Genomic DNA, 23,154 nt, shown 5'->3' on the forward strand with positions numbered 1-23,154 from the left:
CCGCGCGACTCGCTCGCAGTTCTCCGGCGACTCGCTCGCACTTTTGCGGCGACTCGCGGGGGTCAGGACTTTGCTACCAGGGTGCGGATCTCGGCGGTCGAGCCGTCGGGGGCTGTTACCTGGCCCGTCAGGGTCGGGTCCGGCACCTCGGTGTAGGTCACCGAGGTGGCCAGCACCTCGCCTGCCACGAACTCCTCGTGGGTGCGCACGGCGTCGAGCACGGCGGCCGGGCCGTTGAGGGTGAGCGCGATCCGGTCGGACACCTCGAACCCGGCTTCGCGACGCGCCTGCTGCACGACCCGCACGACGTCGCGGGCCGTCCCCTCGGCGGCCAGCTCCGGGGTGACCACGGTGTCGAGCACGACGAGTCCGGTGAAGCCCGGCAGCGCGGCCGTGGACACAGGGTCGGCTGCCACGAGCTTCTCGGTGAACTCGCCTTCGAGCAGCTCGATCCCGGCGGCCGTGATCGTGCCGTTGTCGCCCCGCGCCCACTCCCCCGCCTTGACCGCGCGGATCACCTTCTGCGTGTCCCCACCCAGCCGCGGCCCGGTTACACGCGCGTTGACGGCCACGTCGAACCGGCCGTACTCGGCGACGTCGGTGGTGAGCACGACCTCCTTGCCGTTCACCTCATCGCGGAGGATGTCGGTGAACGGGGCGAGCGCCTCCACGTCGGGAGCGGCGACGGTCAGCCGGGCGAGCGGAAGCCGCACGCGCAGCCCGCGGGCCTTGCGTAGCGACAGCGCCGACGACGCCACCTGCCGCACCCGGTCCATGGCTGCGACCAGCGCGGGATCGTGGGGCAGCTCCCCCGACGACGGCCAGTCGGCCAGGTGCACCGACCGCCCGCCGGTGAGGCCCTGCCACACCTTCTCCATGGTGAGCGGCAGCAGCGGCGCGGCGACCCGGCTGGTCACCTCCAGCACGGTGTGCAGGGTGTCGATCGCGTCGGCATCGCCCTCCCAGAACCGGTCTCGTGAGCGCCGCACGTACCAGTTGGTGAGCGCCTCGGCGTGGTCGCGCACCCGCTCGCAGGCGCCGGCGATGTCGTAGACGTCCATGGCCGCGGTGACGTCGTCGACGAGCGCCGCGGTGCGCGCGAGCACGTACCGGTCGAGTACGTGCGTCGAGTCGGTGCGGAAGCTGCCCTGCCGGCCCGCCGCCCCCGCGTACAGGGACAGGAAGTACCAGGTGTTCCAGAGCGGCAGGATCGCCTGACGGACGCCCTCGCGGATGCCCTGCTCGGTGACGACCAGGTTTCCGCCACGCAGGATCGGGCTCGCCATGAGGAACCAGCGCATGGCGTCGGAGCCGTCGCGCTCGAACACCTCGTTGACGTCGGGGTAGTTACGCCGCGACTTCGACATCTTGAGCCCGTCGTCGCCCAGCACGATGCCGTGCGCGACGCACGACCGGAACGACGGCCGGTCGAACAGCGCCGTGGCCAGGACGTGCAGCGTGTAGAACCAGCCGCGGGTCTGCCCGTTGTACTCGACGATGAAGTCGCCCGGGTAGTGGTGCTCGAACCAGTCGCGGTTCTCGAACGGGTAGTGCACCTGCGCGAACGGCATCGAGCCCGACTCGAACCAGCAGTCGAGCACCTCCGGCACCCGGCGCATGGTCGAGCGCCCCGTCGGGTCGTCGGGGTTGGGCCTGGTCAGCTCGTCGATGTACGGGCGGTGCAGGTCGTGGGGCCGCACGCCGAAGTCGCGCTCCAGCTCGTCGAGCGAGCCGTAGACGTCGGTGCGCGGGTAGGCCGGGTCGTCCGACACCCACACCGGGATGGGGCTGCCCCAGTACCGGTTGCGGGAGATCGACCAGTCGCGGGCGCCCTCCAGCCACTTGCCGAACTGCCCGTCGCGGACGTGCTCGGGCACCCACGTGATCTGCTGGTTCAGCTCGACCATCCGGTCACGGAACTTCGTGACCTCAACGAACCATGAGTCGACCGCACGCTGGATGAGCGGGTTGCCGCAGCGCCAGCAGTGCGGGTACGGGTGGTCGTAGGTCTCGTGGCGCAGCAGCACACCCTGCACGTAGGGGGCGGTGCCGTCGCGCAGGTCGCGGATGATCTGCGCGTTCGCGTCGAACACCTGCATGCCCTCGTACGGGGGCACCCGCGAGTCGAACTCGCCGCGGGTGTCGACCGGCACGACGGCCTCGATGTCGGCCGCGTCGGTGACGACCTTGTCCTCCTCACCGAACGCCGGCGCGATGTGGACGATGCCGGTGCCGTCGTCGGTCGTGACGTAGTCGGCGGCGAGGATCCGGTGGGCGTTCTCCCAGCCGGCGAAGAAGTCGAACGGCGGGCTGTAGGACCGGCCGATCAGCTCGGTGCCCTTCAGCGTGCGCAGCACCTCGGGCTCCTCGCCGAGCTCACGCGCGTAGTGCGCGAGCCGGGCCGCAGCAAGGACGTAGCGCTCGCCGGACTCGGCGCGGACCAGCACGTAGTCGACGTCGGGGTGGACGGCCATCGCGAGGTTCGACGGGAGCGTCCACGGGGTGGTGGTCCAGATGAGGGCGAGCGCCCCGTCGAGCTCGTCGCCGGGGTCGATCTCCTCGCCACGGGTCTCGTCGCTGGTCGAGAGGCGCAGGCCCACCGTGACGGCGGGGTCCTGCCGGTCGAGGTAGACGTCGTCCATCTTGGTCTCGGTGGCCGAGAGCGGGGTGCCGTCGTGCCAGCAGTACCAGAGGACGCGGAAGCCCTGGTAGACCAGACCCTTGTCCCACAGGGTCTTGAAGGCCCACATGACGCTTTCCATGTAGTCCAGGTCGAGCGTCTTGTAGTCGTTGTCGAAGTCGACCCACCTGGCCTGGCGGGTGACGTACTCGCGCCACTCGTCGGTATAGCGCAGCACAGAGGTGCGGCAGGCCTCGTTGAAGGCCGCGACGCCCATCGCCTCGATCTCGGACTTGTCCTTGATGCCCAACTGGTGCTCGGCCTCGACCTCGGCGGGCAGGCCGTGGGTGTCCCAGCCGAAGCGGCGCTCGACGTGCTTGCCGCGCATCGTCTGGTAGCGCGGCACGACGTCCTTGACGTAGCCGGTCAGCAGGTGGCCGTAGTGCGGCAGGCCGTTGGCGAACGGCGGGCCGTCGTAGAAGACGAACTCGTTGCTGCCGTTCTCGCCCGTCGGACGCGCCTCGACGGAGGCGGCGAACGTGCCGTCGGCCTGCCACGCGTCGAGGACCTCGTGCTCCATGGCGGGGAACGACGGGTGCGCGGGGACCGTGGGGTAACCGGGCTGGGACGCCGACTGGGACATCGGTGGTGCTCCTCGTGCGTGGCTCGTCGTGCTGCCGGCACGGGGACGAAGCTCTGGCGAGCGCCGCGGTACCACCCCGCTTGCCCTCCCCGGCGCGTACGCCAACGGAGGACCTCTCATCGGACGGCTGTGACGGGCCGCTCCCGTCCGGTTCTACTCCGGGTGTGGTACCCGTTTCTTCCGGAGGCTCCCCGGTGATGGCCGGATCGGTGCCTGTACATCAAGCCTAGCGCCCGCGTGCCAGCCGGTATTCCGCGGCCCGGCCGTGCTCTCAGCGCGCGGCGGCGTGCTGCGCGGCGAGGGTGCGCTCGGGGCTGCACCAGCCGCACGGCGTGAAGCCCAGTTCCACGGCCTCGCGCGCGGGCAGCGGGATCAGCGCCCTGCCGCCGAGTGCCCGGCAGCCGGGGACGTGGTAGCGCGGCTGCTCGTCGATCACCAGCACCTCGTTGTCGAGCCCGGCCACGACCGCGGCTGCCGCCGGGTCGTGCGGCTCCTCCGGTGGGTCGGCGTCGGCTGCGGCGCCCTCGGGCTCGCCCGCGGCCTCTCCCGCGGCACCGGCCGTACTGGTCGCACCGGTCGCACTGGTCGCGCCGACCTCCTTGGCGGCCGGCTCCTGTGCCGGAGCCGAGGCCTCGGGCGTGGTGCCGTTGCCGTCCACGGCGACGGTGGCATCAGCGCCAGCGCCGGCGCCGGCGGCCGGCTTCTCGCTCGCCGGGCTCACCGAGGCCGCTTCCGTGGCGCTGCCCGCGCCGCCGTCCGGGGCAGCGGGCGCGTCAGCCGCCTCACCTGATCGAGGACCCGATGGTGAACGACTGGGCCCACCGGTGGTTACGGTCGGTGATGAATCACCGCCCGATGAGGTAGTTCCGTGAGAAGCGCCGGACGGTCGATCAGTAGAGGCGGACGGTTGCACGACCGGCATCACGACGGTCTGCGCGGAGTCCGCCCGTTGATCGAACACGGCGGTGGAGTCCTGCTGGTCACCGTTCACGGCCTCGTCCCCGGCCGCGGGAGCACCGGACCGGGGGATCACCGGCAGCACCTCCGTGACCGGCTCCACGTCCGCGGAGCCGGTCATGGGCGGCGCGGAGACCGCGCCGGCCTGGGCACCGGCCTTCACCGCGCTGCGGCGCTGCAGATAGTCGATGAGCAGCACCGCCGCGGCGGCAACGCTGACGCCGACGGACACCCAGGCCCACAGGACGCTGCCGGACAACAGCGCCACAACCAGCAGGCTGAAGGCGATCAGGACGAGGATCAGGACCAGCAGCAGCACGATTCACTCCGTGTGCGGAGGTGCGGCACGTCTCCGGCGCACCCCCCGGGTAGTTCGGACTCAGCTCCCGGCGTCGGCGCGCTGGCCGTAGCCGGTGGCGGCATACCCGCCGTTGGAGCTGGCCCGGCTGTCGGCAGGAGCAGCCGACCCGCGCTCCCCTAGGTCCCTGAGCTGGGACTCCAGGTATGTCTTGAGGCGGGTGCGGTACTCGCGCTCGAACGTGCGCAGCTCGTCGATCTTCTTCTCGAGCACGGACTTGTCGCGCGTGATCGTGCCGATGATCTCGGCCTGTTTGCGCTCGGCCTCGCCGACCAGCGTGGCGGCCTTGTCGCGCGACTGCCGCTCCAGGGTCTCCGCCCTGGTACGGGCGTCGTTCAGCATCGTCTCGGCCCGCGCGCGGGCGTCGTTGACGAGTCCGTCGGACTTGGAGCGCGCCTCCGAGAGCAGCTGCTCGGACTTGGTGCGCGCGTCGGTGAGCATCGCGTCGGCCTCGGACTTGGCCTCGGCGGTGAGCCGCTCTGCCATCTCCTGGGCCATGCTCAGGACCTTGGCCACCTGAACGTGGTGGTCGCCCTGCTCACCGGTGTCGCCCAGCGGTCCACCCATGCCTCGCGGTGGCTCCATCCGCATGGGCGGCGGTTCGACAGGACGCTGGATCTGTTGCGTTGGCGGCGACACCGGCGCCGACATCGGCGCAGGTGGGCGCGCACGCGCGTCCTCCAGATCGGCCTGTGCGTTCCCGAGGCGCTGCTCGAGCTGAGAAACCTGCTCGCGCAGGTCCTCGTTCTCCTCGATCAGGCGAGCCAGTTCGGCCTCGACCAGGTCGAGGAACGCGTCGACCTCGTCCTCGTTGTACCCCCTCTTACCGATAGGGGGCTTGCTGAACGCGACGTTGTGAACGTCGGCGGGCGTCAGCGGCATCGGATCACCTCATGCAGTCCTCGGCGGCGGCACCGTGTGACTGGGGCTCACATCGGCGTCGGCTGGGCAACGTTCATCAGTATGAACACCACCAGCAGTAGAACCATAATCGACAGGTCCAGTCCCACGCCGCCGATTCGAACGACGGGGATCACTCTCCGCAACAACTTCACAGGCGGGTCGGTGGCTGTGAAGATCAGCTCGAGAGCGACTGCGCTGGGGCCCGCCGGCACCCACTGGCGCGCGAAGCTGCGCACGAGCTCCACCACGATCCGGCCGATCAGCAGGAGCCAGAAGAAGAAGAGCACGTAGTAGAGGACGAACTGGATGGCGAGGGGCACAGCCCCGGATCGTAGTCGTCCTCACCTGCCCCCGTCCCCGTGCGCGCCGAGCCGTCACCGGCCCGTCACGGGGCTGCCACCAGGCCGTCTAGTCGGCCCGGAGGATGCCCCGTTCGGCCAGCATCCTGGCGTCGTCGGCGGAGACCTCGACGTCGGCGGGAGTGAGCAGGAAGACCCGGTTGGTCACCTTGTCGAAGCCGCCGTGGAGCGCGAAGACGAGCCCGGCGGCGAAGTCCACGAGGCGCTTGGCCTCCGCGGCGTCGAGCTCGGTGAGGTTCATGATCACGGGCTGGCCGGCCCGGTAGCGCTCGCCGATCGTGCGGGCCTCGCGATAGCTACGGGGCTGCAGCGTGGTGATGCGGGCGAGCGCAGCGGCGCCTGCGACGGGACGTTCCCGCTGCTCAGGGACCACGGACGGGACCGGACGGACCGGCTCGCGCAGCACGGACTCGGGGTCGATGGCGAGCGCCCCCCGCACCGCAGACGGGCCCGGCCCGCCACCGGCGCGCGGCCGCTCGGGGACCATCGGGCGCGGCGGGCGCCGGTCCCGGTCGTCGTCGTAGCGGTCGGTCCGGTCGGTCCGGTCGGGCCGCTCGTGGCGGTCCATCCGCTCCGGCCGGTCGAACCGGTCGGCGCGCTCCGGCTCGTCGTCGTAGGTGAAGCGGTCGTCCCAGCGCTCGTCGGCGTACTCGCGAACGGTGCGCTCGGGCCGGCGATGGTCCGCGTACCGGTCGGCGGCGGAGTCGTCGACGTAGGCGCCCATCTCCTCGGCGGGCACCATGCCGAAGTAGGCCTTGAGCCGGTACATCGCGCCCATTCGCGCTCCCATCATCGACTGCCCTCGACGGCCGGCCGCTGCCCGTGCGACCGAACCATCACCGCGAGGTTATCGGTCGTTCCCCCACAAGAGCCGTTCCGACACGCACGACCACCGATCCGTGGCGAACGGCCGCCTCCAGATCTCCGCTCATCCCCGCCGACAACGTCCTGGCCTGCGGAAACTCCGAGCGCAGCAGGTCAGCGGCCGACTCGACCTCAGCGAATGCCGCATCCGGGTCCGCGCCGAGCGGCGCCACGGCCATCAGCCCGTCGAGCTGCAGCCCGGCGCACGTGGCGACGTGTTCGGCGAGCTGCAGGAGGCCGCTGCGGGGCACGCCACCCCGTTCCGGGTCGCCGTCGACGCTGAACTGGACAAGAACGGGTAACGGGCCTGCTCGCCGACCGGTCTCCTGCTCGCGCCGTACGGCACGGTCGAGGGCGTCGGCGAGGCGCTCGGAGTCCACCGATTCCACCCGGTCGGCCCAGCGGACCACCTCGCGGGCCTTGTTCCGCTGCAGCCCGCCCACCACGTGCCAGCGCGGCGCCGCGTCGGGACGCAGTCGCGCGACCTCCCGCACCTTGGCGGCGGCCTCCTGGACCCGGTTCTCACCGAGCGCGGTGACGCCCAGGTCGAGCAGGAGCGCGACGTCGGCGGCGGGCACCGTCTTCGTGACGGCCAGCAGAGCCACCTCATCGGGTGACCGGCCGGCGGCGACGCACGCGGCCGCGATGCGGGCGCGGACGGCAGCGAGCCGCTCCGCCAGCTCGGCCCTGCGGTCGTTCTGGTCGTCCACCTGGTTGTCAATCCGGTCCGCGCCCACAGCCACAGGGTCTCAGCGTGAGTCGAGCCAGATGATCCCGGCCTGCCGTCCGGTGCGGGCGTCGCGGCGGTGGCTGAAGAGCTCGCGGCTCTCCAGGGTGCAGCGGGGGTCGCCGCCGATACGCCCGACGCCGAGCTCGACGAGCTGGTGGTACAGGCCTGCCCTGAGGTCGATGCCGGGGGTGCCGCGGCGAGTGCGCACGGCGCTGCCCGGTAGCTGGGCGTCGACCTCGGCGCGCATCGCGGCGGGCACCTCGTAGCAGCCGCCGCAGATGGCGGGGCCGAGCAGCACCTCCATGTTCGGCGGGCGGGCGCCCAGCGCCTCCATGGCGGCGACGGTGGCGGGCAGCACGCCGGACGCGGCACCCACCCGCCCGGCGTGGGCGGCGCCGACGACACCGGCCTGCGGGTCGGCGAGCAGCACCGGCACGCAGTCGGCGGCGAGCACCGCGAGCCCGATGCCGGGAACCGCGGTGACGGCGGCGTCGGTGTCCGGGACGTCGGGTGCGTCCGGTCCGGGCGCGGCCTCGACCGTCTCGACCCGCGTGCCGTGCACCTGCCCGAGGAACACCACCGGCACGCCGAGCTCCTGGCGCAACCTGCCGCGGTTGAGGGCCACGGCCGCCGGGTCGTCGCCGACGCCGGCGGACAGGTTGAACGAGGAGTACGGAGCCCGTGAGCGACCGCCCTCCCGGGTACTGACGACGCGGCGGACGCGCACGCGGCTCAGCGCTTCATGAACGGGGGGACGTCCACGTCGTCGTCGAGGTCCACGGCGTCCATCGGCTGGGTGTAGTTCGGGGCGGGCCGCTCGACCACGGTGGGCGGCGCCGCGGGCGACGGCTGCTGGCGCACCGGCTCCGTGGTGTCGTAGCCGTACTCCCGGCGTGCCATCGCCGGCTGGCGCGGCGCGGGCGGCGCGTATGGAGCTCCGGAGGCGGCAACCGATCCCGGCGACGGCGCGGCGGGAGGCAGCGTGCCGGACTGGTGCGGCGATGCGACGGGCGCCGGTGCCGGAGCAGGCGCGCTCGGCGGCGGCGCGGTGCCGCCGGACGAGGCGGCGGCGGGCGCCGGAGCCGCGGGCCGCGCCGGCTCCTGGGGCGCCGAGCCGTTGCCGTGGCCGTTGCCCGTGGAGGTGCTGCCGCTCACACCCGGCGCGATCACCCCCGACGACGGCTTCTCCGGCGAGCGGAACGCGGTGGGCTCCAGCTTCTTGTGCGTCGGCCCGCCCGCCTCGAAGCCGGCAGCGATGACCGTGACCCGCACCTCGTCGCCGAGGGAGTCGTCGATCACCGTGCCGAAGATGATGTTGGCCTCGGGGTGCGCGGCCTCCTGCACCAGCGAGGCGGCCTCGTTGATCTCGAACAGGCCGAGGTCGGAGCCACCCGCGATGGAGAGCAGCACGCCCTGCGCGCCGTCCATGGACGCCTCGAGCAGTGGCGAGTTGATCGCCTTGCCCGCCGCCTGGATGGCCCGCCCCTCACCTCGGGAGGACCCGATGCCCATGAGGGCGCTGCCCGCCCCGGACATCACGGACTTGACGTCGGCGAAGTCGAGGTTGATCAGGCCGGGCGTGGTGATGAGGTTCGTGATGCCCTGCACACCGGAGAGCAGCACCTCGTCGGCGGAGCGGAAGGCGTCCATCAGCGAGACGCCCACGTCGCCGAGCTGCAGCAGCCGGTCGTTCGGGATCACGATGAGCGTGTCGCACTCGTTGCGCAGCGACTGGATGCCCTCTTCGGCCTGGTTCGCGCGCCGCCGGCCCTCGAACGTGAACGGGCGGGTGACCACGCCGATCGTCAGCGCGCCGAGCTTGCGCGCGATCGACGCGATGACCGGCGCCCCACCCGTGCCCGTGCCGCCGCCCTCGCCCGCGGTGACGAAGACCATGTCGGCCCCCTTGAGGACCTCCTCGATCTCCTCACGGTGGTCCTCGGCGGCCTTGCGCCCGACCTCCGGGTTGGCGCCCGCCCCGAGACCGCGGGTCAGCTCCCTCCCGATGTCGAGCTTGACGTCGGCGTCGGACATGAGGAGGGCCTGCGCGTCCGTGTTCACCGCGATGAACTCGACGCCCTTCAGGCCGACCTCGATCATGCGGTTGACGGCGTTCACGCCGCCGCCACCGATGCCGACGACCTTGATCACGGCCAGGTAGTTGTGCGGGGGCGTCATATGGCGCACCTTCCAGTCCAGCTCGGGTCCGTCCCCGGAGGTCCGGGCCAACGCAGGCAAACGCTAGGTCGCGTTTCGGCCTCGGTCCAGCAGGCGCGCCGCGCAGTCGCCAGCCCCCATCCGGGTCGTCGTCCGGGGAACACGGGGGAGACTACCGCCGGACCGTGGGGAGGTCGGGGCTTGTGACGTCGTATACCTGCCCGGGTTGGGTGAGCAGCGCGACGAGCACGGCGGCCTTCTCGGCCGCGCGGTCGGCGTCACCCCAGCGGACCTCGCGGTTCCCGCTCAGCCCGAGCGTCACCTGTCCCGGTGCGCCGGCGACGGCCACGGTCGCGCGCACGGTCTCCACCTGCGTCCGGAGGGCGTCGGGCAGCGCAGCCAGCACGGCGACCGCGGCGACCGTCGCGGGACTGCCGGACGTGGCGGGCCCTTCCATGTGGGGCAGCCCGGCGGGCGGGGGTGCCTGATAGACGACGCCGGTGCGGTCCACGAGCATCAGGCGGCCGGGCGGGCCGGCCGTGGCGACCGGCACGCGCTCGGTGATCGCCACGGTGACGGTGTGCGGCCACGAGCGCCCGACCTCCACCGCGGCAACGGCGGGCAGGGCGACGACGCGGGAGGCGATGGCGGCCGTGTCGGCGGCCGCGAGCGGCGTGTTCTGCTGCACGGCCGCGGCTGCGAGCACGTCGGCGACCGGGATCGTGGTGGCCCCGGTCACCTGCACGTTTTCGACGTCGGCGAGCCCGGCGTCGTAGAGCAGCACGCGGCAGGCGAAGCCGAGCCCGACAACCAGCACGAGCCCGGCGAGCAGCGCCGCCAGCCGCCTGCGCCGGTAGAGCGCGCGGTCGACGGGCCGTGGGGGCGGGCGCACCGGGCCGCGCGGGGGCCGCGCCGCCGGGCGCTCCGCGACCGCGCGCCGCGTGCGCTGCGGCGCGGGGCGAGTCATCCCTGCTCCCGTTTCTCCAACTCGAGCAGGATCTCCGGGGCGAGCACGGTGACGTCACCGGCGCCCATGGTGATCACGAGGTCGCCGGGCACCGCCACCTCGGCGACGACGGCGGGAACGTCCGCCCACCGCGGCACGTAGCGCACGTGCTCGCGGGGCAGCGCCACGGCGTCGGCCACGAGGGCGCCGCTCACGCCGGGCTCCGGGTCCTCCCGGGCGCCGTAGACCTCGAGCACGATTACCTCGTCGGCGAGCCCGAGCGCCGCCCCGAACGCATGAGCGAACTGGCGGGTGCGGGAGTAGAGGTGCGGCTGGAACGCCACGACCACCCGGCCCTGCCCGCCTGTGACGTCCCTGGCCGCGCGCAGCTGGGCCGCCACCTTGCTCGGGTGGTGGGCGTAGTCGTCGTACACCGCCACCCCGGCCGCGCGGCCCCGGAACTCGAACCTGCGCCGCACCCCGTCGAACGCGGCGAGCCCTTCCAGTAGCACTTTCGGGCCCGCACCCAGCTCCACGCCCGCGAGCAGGGCACCGAGCGCGTTGAGCGCCATGTGCTCGCCCGGCACGCCGAGCCGGAGGAGGTGCTCGACGCCGTCGTGGCGCAGCACCACCCGCGAGCCGGCGCCGTCCGGGCGGAACTCCAGGAGTTGCGCGTCGGCTCCGCCGGCCCGCCCGTAGCGGCGCACCCGGATGCCACGCTGCTGCGCCACGCGGGCGAGTGCGGCGGCGCCGAGGTCGTCGACGCAGGTCACGAGCACGCCGCCGGGCACGATCCGCCCGAGGAAGTCGGAGAACGCGGCCACGTAGGCCTCGGCGCTGCCGTAGTGGTCGAGGTGGTCGGCCTCCACGTTGGTGACGACGGCGACCTCGGGCGAGAACGCGAGGAACGACGCGTCGCTCTCGTCGGCCTCCACGACGAAGACGTCCCCGGTGCCCTCGTGGGCGCCCGACCCGGACGCGGCGAGGTCGCCGCCGATCGCGAACGACGGGTCGAACCCGGAGTGCTGCAACGCGACCGTGAGCATCGACGTGGTGGACGTCTTGCCGGCCGTGCCGGTGACGGCTGCCAGGCGCCTGCCCCCGGTGAGCGCGGCGAGCGCCTCGGCGCGGTGCACCACGGGGAGCCCGCGCTCGCGGGCGGCGACCAGCTCGGGGTTGCTGGCGCGGATCGCCGAGGAGATCACGACGGTCGCGGGCGCGGCGGGCAGGTGCGCTGGGTCGTGGCCAACGGCCACGTCGGCCCCCAGCGCCCGCAGCGCCAGCACCACGCGGGAGTCCTTCGCGTCCGAGCCCGAGACGGCCGCGCCCCTTGCCAGCAGGATCCGCGCGATGCCGCTCATCCCGGCGCCGCCGATCCCGATGAGGTGCACCCGCTCGGCGAGAGGCGTCACGTCTGGATCGGTCACGCCCTTCACCTCCCGCGCCATGTACGCGGGTCGATCGGGATGACCTCGGTGACGGGGTCGCCGGCCCCGCCCCCGTGCCCGCGCACGAGGTCTAGCACCAGCCGCGCCAGTCGCTGGTCGGCGTCGCCGTGCCCGGACGCGCGCGCGGCACGGCTCATCGCGGCGAGCCGCCGTGGGTTGGTCAGCAGCGGGATCAGCTCGTCGACGGCCCGGTCGCCGTCCATCTCGGCGTCGTCGACGAGGATGCCCCCGCCCGCCGCGACAACGGGTCTGGCGTTGAGCGCCTGCTCCCCGTTGCCGTGCGGCAGCGGCACGTAGACGGCGGGGAGCCCGACCGCGGTGACCTCGGCCACCGTGGTCATCCCGCAGCGGCCGAGCACCGCGTCGGCGGCGGCGTAGGCCAGGTCCATGCGCTCGATGTACGGCAGCGCGACGTAGCCCCGGGCCGGGGGCGCGGGCTCACCGCCCCGGCCGTGCGCGTGCAGCACCGAGATCCCGGCGTGCAGCAGGTCGGGCAGCGCGTCGGCGATGGCGTTGTTCAGCGTGCGGGCGCCCTGCGAACCGCCGAAGACGAGCAGCACCGGGCCCTGCGGCGGAAGCCCGAAGAACTTGCGCCCCTGCGTGCGCAGCGCCGCGCGGTCGAGACCGGTGATCGAGCGGCGCAGCGGCATCCCGACGACCTGCTCGTTCTCCAGTCCGGTGCCCGGCACTGCGACCGCCACGAGCTCCGCGAACCGCGCCCCCACCTTGTTGGCCAGGCCGGCCTTGGCGTTGGCCTCGTGCACGGCGATCGGCACGCGCCCGCGCGCGCCGAGGTAGGCCGGGAGCGCGACGTAGCCGCCGAAGCCGACGACGACGTCGGCCTCGACCTCGTCGAGCACCCGCCGCACGCGTGAGATCGCGGCGTGCACGCGGCCGGGCAGCTTCAGCAGGTCGAGGCTCGGCCTCCGGGGCAGCGGGACCGGTGGGATCAGTTCGAGCGGGTAACCCCTGGCGGGGATGAGCGCGGTGTCGAGGCCGCGTTCGGTGCCGAGCGCGGTGACCCGGACGTCGGGGTGCAGCCTGCGCACGGCGTCGGCGAAGGCGAGCGCGGGCTCGATGTGGCCCGCACTCCCCCCACCGGCGACGACGACCGACGTCATCGGACGGGTCCTCTCTGTGCGGGTGGGCGGGGGACGGGCGCCCGGTACGGCTCGGGCAGCGGGAGCCGCAGCAGCCGGGCGAGGCGGCCCTGGCCGTTGTGTTTGAGGGCAGCGATGGCCTCGGGTTCGTGGCGCGCCGCGTTGGCGAGTATGCCGAAGACGAACATGGTGACCACCAGGGACGTGCCTCCCGATGAGATCAACGGGAGCTGCAGCCCGGTCACCGGCAGCAGTCCCACGACATAGCTGATGTTGATTGCTGCCTGCGTCACGAGCCATGTGGTCGACGTGGCGACGACGATCTTGAGCCAGGGGTCGCTGCTGCGCGCCGCGATCCGGAACCCGGTGTAGGCAAGCGTCGCGAACAGCGCGAGCACCGCGAACGCCCCGATGAAACCGAGCTCCTCCCCCACGATCGCGAAGATGAAGTCGTTGTGGGCGTTGGGCAGGTAGCTCCACTTGGCGCGGCCCTGCCCGAGCCCGACGCCGAACAGCCCGCCGTCCGCAAGCGAGTAGAGCGCCTGGTTGCCCTGGAACCGGGCGCCGAGCGGGTCGGTCTCGCCGGGCGAGAGGAAGGCCGTGATCCGGTCCAGCCGGTACTCGGCCGAGAGCGCCAGCACGACGGCCCCGATGATTGCCCCGCTGCTCAGGGCGAGGAGGAGCCGGATCGGCGCACCCGCGAAGAACAGCAGGGCGATGAGCACGACGCCGAGCGAGATCGTCATGCCGAGGTCGGGCTGCAGCACGAGCAGGGTCAGCAGCAGCGCGGTGACCGGCACGACCGGGGAGATCGCGTATCGCCAACGGTGGATCACGGCGCGTCGCGCGACGAGCACGTGCGCCCCCCACAGCGTCAGCGCGACCTTGACCGCCTCCGACGGCTGGATCGAGAACGACCCCAGCGCGAACCACGCCCGCGACCCGTTGCGGACGTCGCCGACGAAGAGCACCGCCACGAGCGCGAGAACGCCGAGGATCAGCGTCGACGGCCCGAAGGCGCGCAGCCTGCGCGGGGAGACGCGCAGCCCGATCCAGAACATGAGCAGGCCGGGCACGCAGAACATCAGCTGCCGGGTGAACACGGAGTACGACGAGCCGTCGGCGGTGAAGGACTCCACCGACGACGCCGAGAGCACCATGACCAGCCCGAACAGCGTCAGCAGCCCGAACACGCCGAGCACGAGGTGCAGCGACGTGAGCGGGCGGCGCAGCCACAGCCCGAGCGCGGTGACGGTGCGCCCGACCGCGAAGCGGATGCCGTGGGGGCGCGGCGTCCGCGTGCCGAGCCCCCGCGCTGGGGCCGGGGAGTCGTCGGCGGTGGGCTTGGCGCTCGGCTTCGCGGCGCTCGGGCGCGTCTCGCGGGGAGTACTCACGAGGCCCCGTCCAGCGCGGCGACGGCGGCGGCGAAGGCGCGCCCGCGGTCGGCGTAGTCCGCGAACTGGTCCATGGAGGCCGCGGCCGGCGCGAGGAGGACGACGTCGCCGGGCTGCGCGAACGCGGCCGCACGCCGCACGGCGGTGGTCATTACGCCGGTCATCGCGCCATCGTCACCTGCTCCGACCTCGGCGACCGGGACCTCGGGCGCGTGTCGCGCGAGCGCCGACACGATCTCGCTACGGTCGGCTCCGATCACGACGGCGGCCCGCAGCCCCCGCCCGTGCCGGGCGACGAGGTCGTCGACCGAGGCGCCCTTGAGCAACCCGCCCGCGATCCAGACGACCGGCGCGGGCGCCTGCGCCACGATCGAAGCCTCCGCGGCGTGCGGGTTGGTGGCCTTCGAGTCGTCGAGGAAGCGCACACCCGCGACCGCGCCGACCTCCCCGCCGCGGTGCGGCCCCGGCCGGAAGTCGTCGAGGCCTTCCCGTACCGCGTCGGGACCCGCGCCGTGGGCGCGGGCGAGCGCGGCGGCGGCGAGGGCGTCGGTGATCCCGGGTGGCCCGCCCGGGTGCACCGCTGCGGCCTCCACCAGGTCACCGCCGCCGAAAGCGCGGTCGACGAGCGTGTCGCCGACCACACCGAGCTGGCCGGGCCCCGGCTCCCCCAGCGTCACGCCGACGCGTCGCGGGGCGGGCGCGGCGGCGAGCAGCGCCGCGGCGGCCGGGTCGTCGACACCTGCGACGGCCACTTCGGCCTGCAACACGCGCGCCTTGGCGGCGGCGTAGGCGTCGAACGTGCCGTGCCAGTCGAGGTGGTCGTCGGCGACGTTGAGCACGCAGCCCGCGTAGGGCCGGATCGACGGCGACCAGTGCAGCTGGAAGCTCGACAGCTCCACCGCCAGCACGTCGTGGCCCGCGCGCACGGCGTCGACCACGGGGTAGCCGATGTTGCCGCAGGCCATGGCGTCGCGGCCGGCGGCGCGCAGGATCGCGGCGAGCATCCCGGTGGTGGTGGTCTTGCCGTTGGTGCCGGTGATCGCGAGCCACACCGGCGGGGTGTCGCGGGCCTGCCCGATCCACCAGGCCAGCTCCGGCTCACCCACGAGCGGGGCGCCTGCGGCGGCCGCGGCGGCCACGAGCGGATGGTCGGGGCGGCGGCCGGGAGAGGTGACGACGAGCGCGGTGCCCGGCGGCACCCCGTCGGGATCGTCACCCGGCTCGGCGCCGGGCGGCAGGTCGGACAGGCGGGCGGGGACCGCATCGGTGACGGTGACCAGGGCGCCCAGCTCGACGAGGGCGCCTGCGGCCGCGAGTCCGGACACCCCGGCTCCGGCCACGAGCACCCGCGCTCCGGCGAGGTCGGCTGGCTTCATCGTGCGGTCGCACTCCCCGGATCGCGAGGGCGGTCGGTGTGGGGAGGAAGTCTAGGGACCTTGCTCCGGCCGGATTCCGCGGCCTGTACTCCGTCCGCGCGAAGGCCAATCGGGACGGATGGGTCAGCGAGTGCCGAACTCGCCCGCCCCGACGCCCGCCAGGAACGCGGCCCACTCGCCGTCGCCGAACAGGAGCACCGGCCCCCGGCCCTGCTGCTTCGTGTCCCGTACGGCGACGCCAGACGGCACGAACGCCACCTCCACGCAACTCCCGTTGTTGCCGCCGGAGAAGCTGCTCTTGAACCAGGCGGCGCCGGTGAGGTCCGGTTCGTCGGGGCGCATCGGGCGCTCCTTACATGAGCGGGCTGTCTGACGACAGCAGCCTACTCAGGGTGCTGAGCGGCCCTCCCTGAGCTGGGCGGCCAGCTGCCGCAGCCGGTTCCGGATGTCGGCCGGCGCTCCACCAGCCAGTCGACCTGCTCGGCGTCGGCGCCGTAGAAGTCCAGCAGCAGCCGGAGGTCGCCGAGCCTCACGCCGCTCTGCCCCAGCTCGATGCGGCTGATCTTGGCCGGCACGCAGTCGAGCGCGCGGGCCGCCTCGGCCGGCGTGCGCCCGGCGGTCTCCCGCAGGTCCGAGCCCGGCCGTTCGCCCCCAACCCGGCCGGGCTCGGACCGTCCCTCGCGTTCACATGGAGGGCTACAGACCGGCTGCGGCCGTCAGCCACTCCTGGTAGAAGAGCCCGATCCCCAGGGCCGCGCACATGGCGGCGAGCAGCCAGAACCGGATGATGACGGTGGTCTCGGCCCAGCCGGCCAGCTCGAAGTGGTGGTGGAACGGCGCCATTCGGAAGACGCGGCGCCGGGTCGTGCGGAACACGGCGATCTGCACGGCCACCGACAGCGCCTCCACCACGAACACACCGCCGATCACCACGAGCAGCAGCTCCGTGCGCGTCACGATCGACAGGCCCGCCACGAGCCCGCCGAGGGCCAGCGAGCCGGTGTCGCCCATGAAGATCCGGGCCGGAGCGGCGTTCCACCACAGGAAACCTATGCACCCGCCCATGGCCGCGGCGGAGACGAGTGCGACGTCGAGCGGGTCGCGCACCTGGTAGCAGCCAGCGGCGCTGACGATCATGCAGTTGTTGCGGAACTGCCAGAACCCGATGATCGTGTAGGTGGCGAGCACCATCGCGGACGTGCCCGCGGCGAGGCCGTCGAGGCCGTCGGTGAGGTTCACGCCGTTCGACCACGCCGCGACCACGAGGTTCGCCCAGAGGATGAAGCCCAGCGTGCCGAACGACAGCACGGTGATGTCCCGGACGAACGACAGGTTGGTCGACGCGGGCGCCAGCCCGTCCGCGTTGGCGAAGCGCAGCGCGAGGATGCCGAAGATCGTGGCCGTGAGCACCTGGCCGACGATCTTGGACGTCTTGTTGAGCCCGAGGTTGCGGGCGCGCCGGAGCTTGATGAAGTCGTCGAGGAACCCGACGATCCCCAGCGCCGTCGTCAGGAACAGCACCAGCAGCGCCGACGCGGTGATCGGCTCGCCGGTGAGCAGGTGCGAGACCACGTAGCCGAGCCAGATCGCGAGCAGGATCGCGACCCCGCCCATCGTCGGCGTGCCGCGCTTCGCCTGGTGGGTCCGCGGGCCATCGGCGCGGATCTCCTGACCGAAGCCCTGCCGGGAGAAGAACCGGATCAGGTACGGCGTGAGCATGATCGACACCGCGAGGGCCACCCCTGCGGCGATGAATACACCCCTCACTGGGCCACCAGCCCCGCTCCCGTCCGGCCGGCGAGCAAACCTTCCGCCACCCGCTCCAGCCCGGCTGACCGGGACGCCTTCACCAGCACGACGTCGCCCGGTGCGACCCCGGTGTCCAGCAGGGCGAGCGCCTCGTCGACGCTCGCGGCGCGGCGGGCGCCCGGGTACTCGCCGGTCCCGACGGCCACCAGGACGTCCACCCCGAGCTTCCGGGCCGCGGCCGCGACCCGCGCGTGCGCCGCCGCACTCTCCTCACCGAGCTCGGCCATCCGGCCGAGCACCGCCCAGGTACGGCGACGGCCCTCGCCGATAGCGACAAGCGCGGCCAGCGCCGCACGCATCGACTCGACGTTGGCGTTGTAGGCGTCGTTGACCACGGTGACGCCGTCGTCCCGGTCCGTGACCTCCATGCGCCAGTGCGACACCGGCGCGGCCGCGCTCAGGGCGCCGGCCACCCCGTCCGGCGTTCCGCCCAGCTCGAGGGCCACCGCGGCTGCCGCGAGGGCGTTACCGACGTGGTGCTCCCCCACGAGCCGCAGCTCCACTGCTGCCCGCCCGGACGGCGCCACGAGCGTGAACCGGGCGCGGCCCGCGTCGAGCCGGACGTCCTCGGCCCGGACGTCCGCGCTCGCGCCGCGCCCGACGGTGACCACCTTCGCCGCGGTGCGCGCGGCCATCGCGGCGACGGCCGGGTCGTCTCCGTTGAGCACGGCCGTTCCGTCGGCGGGAAGGGCCTCCACCAGCTCGCCCTTGGCCGCCGCGATCGCCGCGACCGAGCCGAACTCACCGATGTGGGCGCTGCCCACGTTCAGCACGACGCCGATCCGCGGCGGCACCGACTGGGCGAGCTGGGCGATGTGCCCGGGACCGCGCGCGGAGAACTCCAGCACGAGGTGGCGGGTGGCGGCGTCGGCGCGCAGGGCCGTCCATGGTAGGCCCAGCTCGTTGTTGAAGGACCCCGGCGGCGCGACCGTCGGCCCAAGCGGGGCGAGCACGGCGGCGAGCAGGTCCTTCGTGGAGGTCTTGCCGGAGCTGCCGGTCACCCCGACGACCGCCGTGTCCGGGAGGGCGGCCACCGAATGCCCGGCCAGCCTGGCGAGCGCGGCGAGCACCGCGGCGCCGGCGCCGTCGGGGTCGGTGGCGCCTAGGTAGGTGCCGCTCTGGCGGGCCACCGGCGGCACGACGACCGCGGGCGCGTCGACCTCCCGGCCCGCGAGCACCGCCGCGGCACCCGCGGCCACCGCGGCGGCGGCATAGTCGTGCCCGTCGACGCGCTCCCCGGGCAGCGCGACGAACAGCCCGCCCGGGGCGATCTCGCGCGAGTCGAACTCGACCGCGGTGACTCGCACGTCGCCCCCGGCGCGGTGCAACCGCCCTCCGGTGACGGCGGCGACGTCGGCCAGCCGCATCTCGATCATGCCGTGGTCCTGATCATCGGTCGTATCCGATCATTCGTGTGCGCGAGCCCCGCTACCGCGGTGCCGTTCCGCGCGATGCCGATCCACGCGATGCCGATCCACCCGACGCCGATCCACCCGATCCACGCAGTGCCGACGCGAGCTCCACGGCGTCGTCGAACGGGTGCTTAACGCCTCGGACTTCCTGGCCCGTCTCGTGCCCCTTGCCCGCGACGACGACGGCGTCGCCCGGCTGCGCCCGGGCCACCGCGGCCGCGATCGCGGCCTGCCGGTCGCCGATCTCGACGATCTCGCCGTGGCCGGGTCCGGCCTCGGCGCCCGCGATCATCTCGGCCCGGATCGCGGCGGGGTCCTCGCTGCGCGGGTTGTCGTCGGTGACGATCAGCACCTCGGCACGGCCCGCGGCGACGGCGCCCATCGTCGGGCGCTTGCCGCGGTCGCGGTCGCCGCCGCTGCCGAGCACGACGATCAGCCGGCCGGGCACCTGCGGGCGCAGCGCGTCCAGCAGCGCGGCGACGGCGCCCGGCTTGTGGGCGTAGTCGACGACCGCCAGGAACGGCTGCCCCTCCTCGATCCGCTGCATGCGCCCCGGCACGGCCAGGTCGGCGAACCCGGCGGCGGCCGTCGCAGCGGGCACCCCGACGGCGTCCAGGCTCGCGAGCGCCACCAGCGCGTTCGCGACGTTGAACGCACCGGGCAGCCGCAGCCCCACCTCCAGCTCCGTGCCGTCGGGCGTGACGGCGGTGAAGCTCTGGCCGCCGTCGGCGTCGACGGCGCGGCCGACGGCCCACCAGTCCGCCTCTCCGGTGGTGGCGACGGTGACCGCGCCCGGGGTGCCTTCGGCGAGCCGGCGGCCCCATTCGTCGTCGACGCAGATGACGTTGTGCTCGGCGCGGCCGTCAAACAGGGCTGCCTTCGCCTCGAAGTACTCATCCATCGAGTGATGGAAGTCGAGGTGGTCGCGCGAAAGGTTGGTGAAGGCGGCCACGGTGAACCGGGTGCCGGACACCCGGTAGAGCGCCAGCGCATGGCTGGAGACCTCCATCGCCACATCCGTGACGCCCTGCTCGGCCATCACCGCGAACAGCGCCTGCAGGTCGGGCGCCTCGGGAGTGGTGAGGGCGCTCGGCACCTTGTGCCCGGCGATCCGGGTGCCGACGGTCCCGACGACGCCGGCCGGGCGCGCGGCGGCGGCCAGCCCGGCCTCCACGAGGTGCGCCACGGTGGTCTTGCCGCTGGTGCCGGTGACGCCGAGCACCGACAGCCTGGCCGTCGGGTCGCCGTACACGTGCGCGGCGACCGAGCCCAGCACCGCGCGCGGGCGCGGGTGGACGAGCACGGGAACGCGGCCGTGGCCGGGCCGGGCGGCGCCGGCGGCGTCGGTGAACACGGCTGCGGCGCCGGCGGCGAGCGCCTGGGCCGCGAAGTCGGCGCCGTGCGCGCGGGAGCCGGGAAGCGCTGCGAACAGGTCACCGGGCCGCACGTCGGAGGCGCGCAGCGTGACCCCGGAAACGCTGACCCCGGAAACGCCGGCCGGCGCGGGCGCGGGCAGCCCGATCGCGGACGCCACGGCCTCCAGCGAGACCGGCCGCACCTGCCGCGGACGCGGCGGCGAGGCGGCCGTCGCGGCCGGCGCGGAGGTGGCGGGGGACATGTCGCGAAAGGCTACCGGCGGGTCCGAAACGCCCCAGCCGCGCACCACCCGTACCGACGGCGCGAATAGACCGCCCAGCGCACCACGAAGGCCACTCGGCGAGCCCCCTCCGTGAAGCACTTCAGAGGCAGCCGGTGACCGCTCAACTCCGCCCGGTGATCGCACAACGCAACTCACACACACTCTCCAGCGACTCGCGCACACCCACACCCCGACTCGCGCACACCCACACCCCGACTCGCGCACACTCACGCCCCGACTCGCGCGCACTCACGCCCCGACTCGCGGGTGTGACGCGCCGATTCCCGCGAGTCGGGGTCTGGGTGCAGGCGAGTCGGGGTCTGGGTGCATGCGAGTTGCAGAGCTAGGGGGCTACCAGGGTTTGGATCGGGGGTGGGGCTGCGGTCACCGGGAGGCGTTCGCGCTGTGCCAGGTACGTCGCGATGTCGTGGAACAGAGGTGCTGCGGTCGTGCCGGTGGCCGGGGCGTCGAGCATGATCGCGATCACGTAGCGCGGGTCCTGGGCGGGCAGCATCCCGGCGAAGGTTATCCAGTGCTTCGACCGCGAGTAGCAGCCGCACGCCGGGTCGACCTGCTGCGCCGTGCCGGTCTTGCCCGCCACCTGGTAGCCGGGCACCGCCGCCTGCGGGCCGGTGCCGCGCTGGCCGCTCGCGTCCTGCGTGACGGCGGTGAGCATCGTCCGCAGTTGCTGCGCCGTCTCCGGCGACACCACCCGCACCGGATCCGGGGCCGGCGGCGCGACACGGACGCCGTCGGCGCCCGTGGTGGAGGCGATGATCCGCGGCTGGATGCGTACGCCGTCGTTGGCGACGGCCTGGTACATGCCCGCCATCTGCAAGGTCGTGACGGAGAGGCCCTGCCCGATCGGCAGGTTGCCGAATGTCGATCCCGACCACGACTCCCGCGCCGGCACCTGCCCGGCGCTCTCGCCGGGCAGGCCGACGCCGGTGCGGCTACCGAGCCCGAACAGGGTGAGCATGTCGGCGAAGCGCTCCTCGCCGACCTTCTGCGCGGTCATGATCGTGCCGACGTTCGACGACTTCGCGAGCACGCCGGTGAGCGTGTACCGCTCGGTGCCGTGGTCCCACGCGTCGCGGATCGTGCGGTCCGCGACGCGGATGCTGCCCGGCACGGTCAGCACGTCGTCCGGATGCGCGACGCCGTACTCCAGCGCCGCCGCCATCGTCACGATCTTGTTGACCGAGCCCGGCTCGAACGGGCTCTGCACGGCGGGGTTGCCGAGCTGCTCCGGTGAGGCGTTGGTGAGGTCGCGAGGGTCGAACGTCTCCGCGTTGGCCATCGCGAGCACCTCGGCCGTGTGCGCGTCGAGCACCACGACCGAGGACGTGGGCTTGGCACCGCTGCGCGTGACGTAGTCGCTGAGCGCGCGCTGCACCGTGTACTGGAGGTCGGAGTCGAGCGTCAGCTGAACGTCGGAGCCCTGAGTCGCCGGCCGCTCGAACCGCGTGCTCCCCGGGATCACCGCATTGCTGCCCTCTGCCGTGTCGACCACCCGCAGCCCGTCCGAGCCGGCGAGGGCGTTGTCCTGCGAGCTCTCCAGCCCGATGCGGCCGGTCAGCTTGCGCTCGTCGGCGTTCCAGCTCGCCGCGCCGACGACGTTTGCCGCGAGCGTCCCGGCGGGGTATTGCCGGTCCTCCCGCCGCTCCTCCGCGATCTCCTTGAACCGGGTCCGCAGCGCGGTGGCGACGTCCGGCTCGACCAGCCGGGCCAGCACGACGTAACCGCGGTCGCTCGTGAGCAGCCCGAACAGCTCGGCCGCGTTCTGGCCGGTGGCCTGCGCGACCGCGGTCGCCATCTCGGCGGCATAGCTCTGCGCCTGGGCCCCCTTCGTGGACGCGATGAGCCGCGGGTTCGTGACGAGAGCGCGCGCCTCCACGCTGAACGCGAGCAGGTTGCCGGCGCGGTCGCTGATGGCCCCGCGTTCGGCGGGCAGGCGGATGTCGGTGGTCGACTGGCGGGCCGACGCCGCGCGCAGGTCAGCGGCCTGCACGGTCTGCACGGCGATGAGCTTGAGCGTGGCCACGGCGAGCACCAGCACGAGCAGCAGCCTGCCGATCTTCAGCCGCCTGCTGTACAGCGCGTTCCCCGTGACGGGCTGGCGCGCGGGCGCGGGGCGCCGCGGTGCGTGCGATCGGGCCGCGCCTGCGGCCCGAGGCCGGGGCCGGGGCGGGGCCGCGGTCATCAGCCGTTGCCCGTGCCCGCGGTGGAGGCACCCGGGGCGGTGGACTGATCGCCCGCGCCCTGCGCCACCACGGTCGGCCCGGCGGTCGCCTGCCGGCCTTCCGTGCCCTGCTGGGCGCCGTCCACCCCGGACGCGAGCTGAGCCGGGCCGGGCTCGGCGGGCGCCACCGGGGGCTGCGGCTGCTCCGCGCCGGGCCCGGACGGTGCCGGAGCCGGAGCGGGCGCCGGCGCGGGCGG

At 73.5% G+C, this 23,154-nt stretch carries 19 protein-coding genes and 1 pseudogene; all 20 read right to left on the minus strand.

Annotation, left to right across the window (positions count from 1 at the left end):
* Positions 1-62: 62 nt before the first annotated feature.
* Entirely contained in the window at positions 63-3,263 is a 3,201-nt protein-coding gene (ileS, locus tag ABD143_RS27695; RefSeq protein WP_343984365.1) for an isoleucine--tRNA ligase, read from the minus strand.
* Between the two features lie 271 nt (positions 3,264-3,534).
* The gene (locus ABD143_RS27700; RefSeq protein WP_343984366.1) at positions 3,535-4,539 is read right to left on the minus strand and encodes a hypothetical protein; all 1,005 of its coding nucleotides are present in this window, start codon (positions 4,537-4,539) and stop codon (positions 3,535-3,537) included.
* 60 nt (positions 4,540-4,599) lie between these two features.
* Entirely contained in the window at positions 4,600-5,460 is an 861-nt protein-coding gene (wag31, locus tag ABD143_RS27705) for a DivIVA-like cell division protein Wag31 (RefSeq protein WP_343984367.1), read from the minus strand.
* 47 nt (positions 5,461-5,507) lie between these two features.
* On the minus strand, positions 5,508-5,801 hold the full coding sequence (locus tag ABD143_RS27710; RefSeq protein WP_343984368.1) for a YggT family protein: 294 nt from the start codon (positions 5,799-5,801) through the stop codon (positions 5,508-5,510).
* A gap of 88 nt (positions 5,802-5,889) precedes the next feature.
* Positions 5,890-6,618, minus strand: coding sequence for a cell division protein SepF (locus tag ABD143_RS27715; protein ID WP_343984369.1), 729 nt, complete (start codon positions 6,616-6,618; stop codon positions 5,890-5,892).
* Positions 6,619-6,676: 58 nt separating this feature from the next.
* The gene (locus ABD143_RS27720) at positions 6,677-7,447 is read right to left on the minus strand and encodes a YggS family pyridoxal phosphate-dependent enzyme (protein ID WP_343984370.1); all 771 of its coding nucleotides are present in this window, start codon (positions 7,445-7,447) and stop codon (positions 6,677-6,679) included.
* Between the two features lie 6 nt (positions 7,448-7,453).
* On the minus strand, positions 7,454-8,161 hold the full coding sequence (gene pgeF, locus ABD143_RS27725) for a peptidoglycan editing factor PgeF (RefSeq protein ID WP_343984371.1): 708 nt from the start codon (positions 8,159-8,161) through the stop codon (positions 7,454-7,456).
* A 5-nt stretch (positions 8,162-8,166) separates the two neighbouring features.
* A complete protein-coding gene (gene ftsZ, locus ABD143_RS27730) occupies positions 8,167-9,612 on the minus strand; it encodes a cell division protein FtsZ (RefSeq protein ID WP_343984372.1) in 1,446 nt (481 codons plus the stop codon).
* Positions 9,613-9,763: 151 nt separating this feature from the next.
* Entirely contained in the window at positions 9,764-10,558 is a 795-nt protein-coding gene (locus ABD143_RS27735) for a cell division protein FtsQ/DivIB (RefSeq protein WP_343984373.1), read from the minus strand.
* Complete coding sequence (gene murC, locus ABD143_RS27740; RefSeq protein WP_343984374.1) at positions 10,555-11,964, minus strand: UDP-N-acetylmuramate--L-alanine ligase; 1,410 nt, start codon at positions 11,962-11,964, stop codon at positions 10,555-10,557. Before murC ends, ABD143_RS27735 begins: the two co-directional genes overlap by 4 nt.
* A gap of 5 nt (positions 11,965-11,969) precedes the next feature.
* Positions 11,970-13,106 carry an undecaprenyldiphospho-muramoylpentapeptide beta-N-acetylglucosaminyltransferase gene (gene murG, locus ABD143_RS27745; protein ID WP_343984375.1) on the minus strand — a complete coding sequence of 379 codons (1,137 nt, stop codon included), beginning with the start codon at positions 13,104-13,106 and terminating at the stop codon, positions 11,970-11,972.
* Complete coding sequence (gene ftsW / locus ABD143_RS27750) at positions 13,103-14,479, minus strand: putative lipid II flippase FtsW (RefSeq protein ID WP_343984376.1); 1,377 nt, start codon at positions 14,477-14,479, stop codon at positions 13,103-13,105. Before ftsW ends, murG begins: the two co-directional genes overlap by 4 nt.
* Positions 14,476-15,855: a UDP-N-acetylmuramoyl-L-alanine--D-glutamate ligase gene (gene murD, locus ABD143_RS27755; RefSeq protein ID WP_343984377.1), complete on the minus strand. Its 1,380-nt coding sequence runs from the start codon at positions 15,853-15,855 to the stop codon at positions 14,476-14,478. Before murD ends, ftsW begins: the two co-directional genes overlap by 4 nt.
* A 123-nt stretch (positions 15,856-15,978) precedes the next feature.
* Positions 15,979-16,197 (minus strand): DUF397 domain-containing protein, encoded by a 219-nt coding sequence (locus ABD143_RS27760; RefSeq protein WP_343984378.1) that lies wholly within the window; start codon positions 16,195-16,197, stop codon positions 15,979-15,981.
* A 41-nt stretch (positions 16,198-16,238) separates the two neighbouring features.
* Positions 16,239-16,484 (minus strand): helix-turn-helix domain-containing protein, encoded by a 246-nt coding sequence (locus ABD143_RS27765; protein WP_343984391.1) that lies wholly within the window; start codon positions 16,482-16,484, stop codon positions 16,239-16,241.
* A 67-nt stretch (positions 16,485-16,551) separates the two neighbouring features.
* Positions 16,552-17,574 (minus strand): phospho-N-acetylmuramoyl-pentapeptide-transferase, encoded by a 1,023-nt coding sequence (gene mraY / locus ABD143_RS27770; protein ID WP_379659713.1) that lies wholly within the window; start codon positions 17,572-17,574, stop codon positions 16,552-16,554.
* A 44-nt stretch (positions 17,575-17,618) separates the two neighbouring features.
* A complete protein-coding gene (locus ABD143_RS27775; protein ID WP_343984380.1) occupies positions 17,619-19,040 on the minus strand; it encodes a UDP-N-acetylmuramoyl-tripeptide--D-alanyl-D-alanine ligase in 1,422 nt (473 codons plus the stop codon).
* 52 nt (positions 19,041-19,092) lie between these two features.
* Positions 19,093-20,694, minus strand: coding sequence for a UDP-N-acetylmuramoyl-L-alanyl-D-glutamate--2,6-diaminopimelate ligase (locus ABD143_RS27780; protein ID WP_343984381.1), 1,602 nt, complete (start codon positions 20,692-20,694; stop codon positions 19,093-19,095).
* A gap of 364 nt (positions 20,695-21,058) precedes the next feature.
* A complete protein-coding gene (locus tag ABD143_RS27785; protein WP_343984382.1) occupies positions 21,059-22,918 on the minus strand; it encodes a peptidoglycan D,D-transpeptidase FtsI family protein in 1,860 nt (619 codons plus the stop codon).
* Positions 22,918-23,154 (minus strand): annotated as a pseudogene (locus ABD143_RS27790) (hypothetical protein); the annotation flags it as partial. The pseudogene ABD143_RS27790 and the gene ABD143_RS27785, both read right to left, overlap by 1 nt.

Source organism: Pseudonocardia aurantiaca, assembly GCF_039526725.1.
Lineage (GTDB): Bacteria > Actinomycetota > Actinomycetes > Mycobacteriales > Pseudonocardiaceae > Pseudonocardia > Pseudonocardia aurantiaca.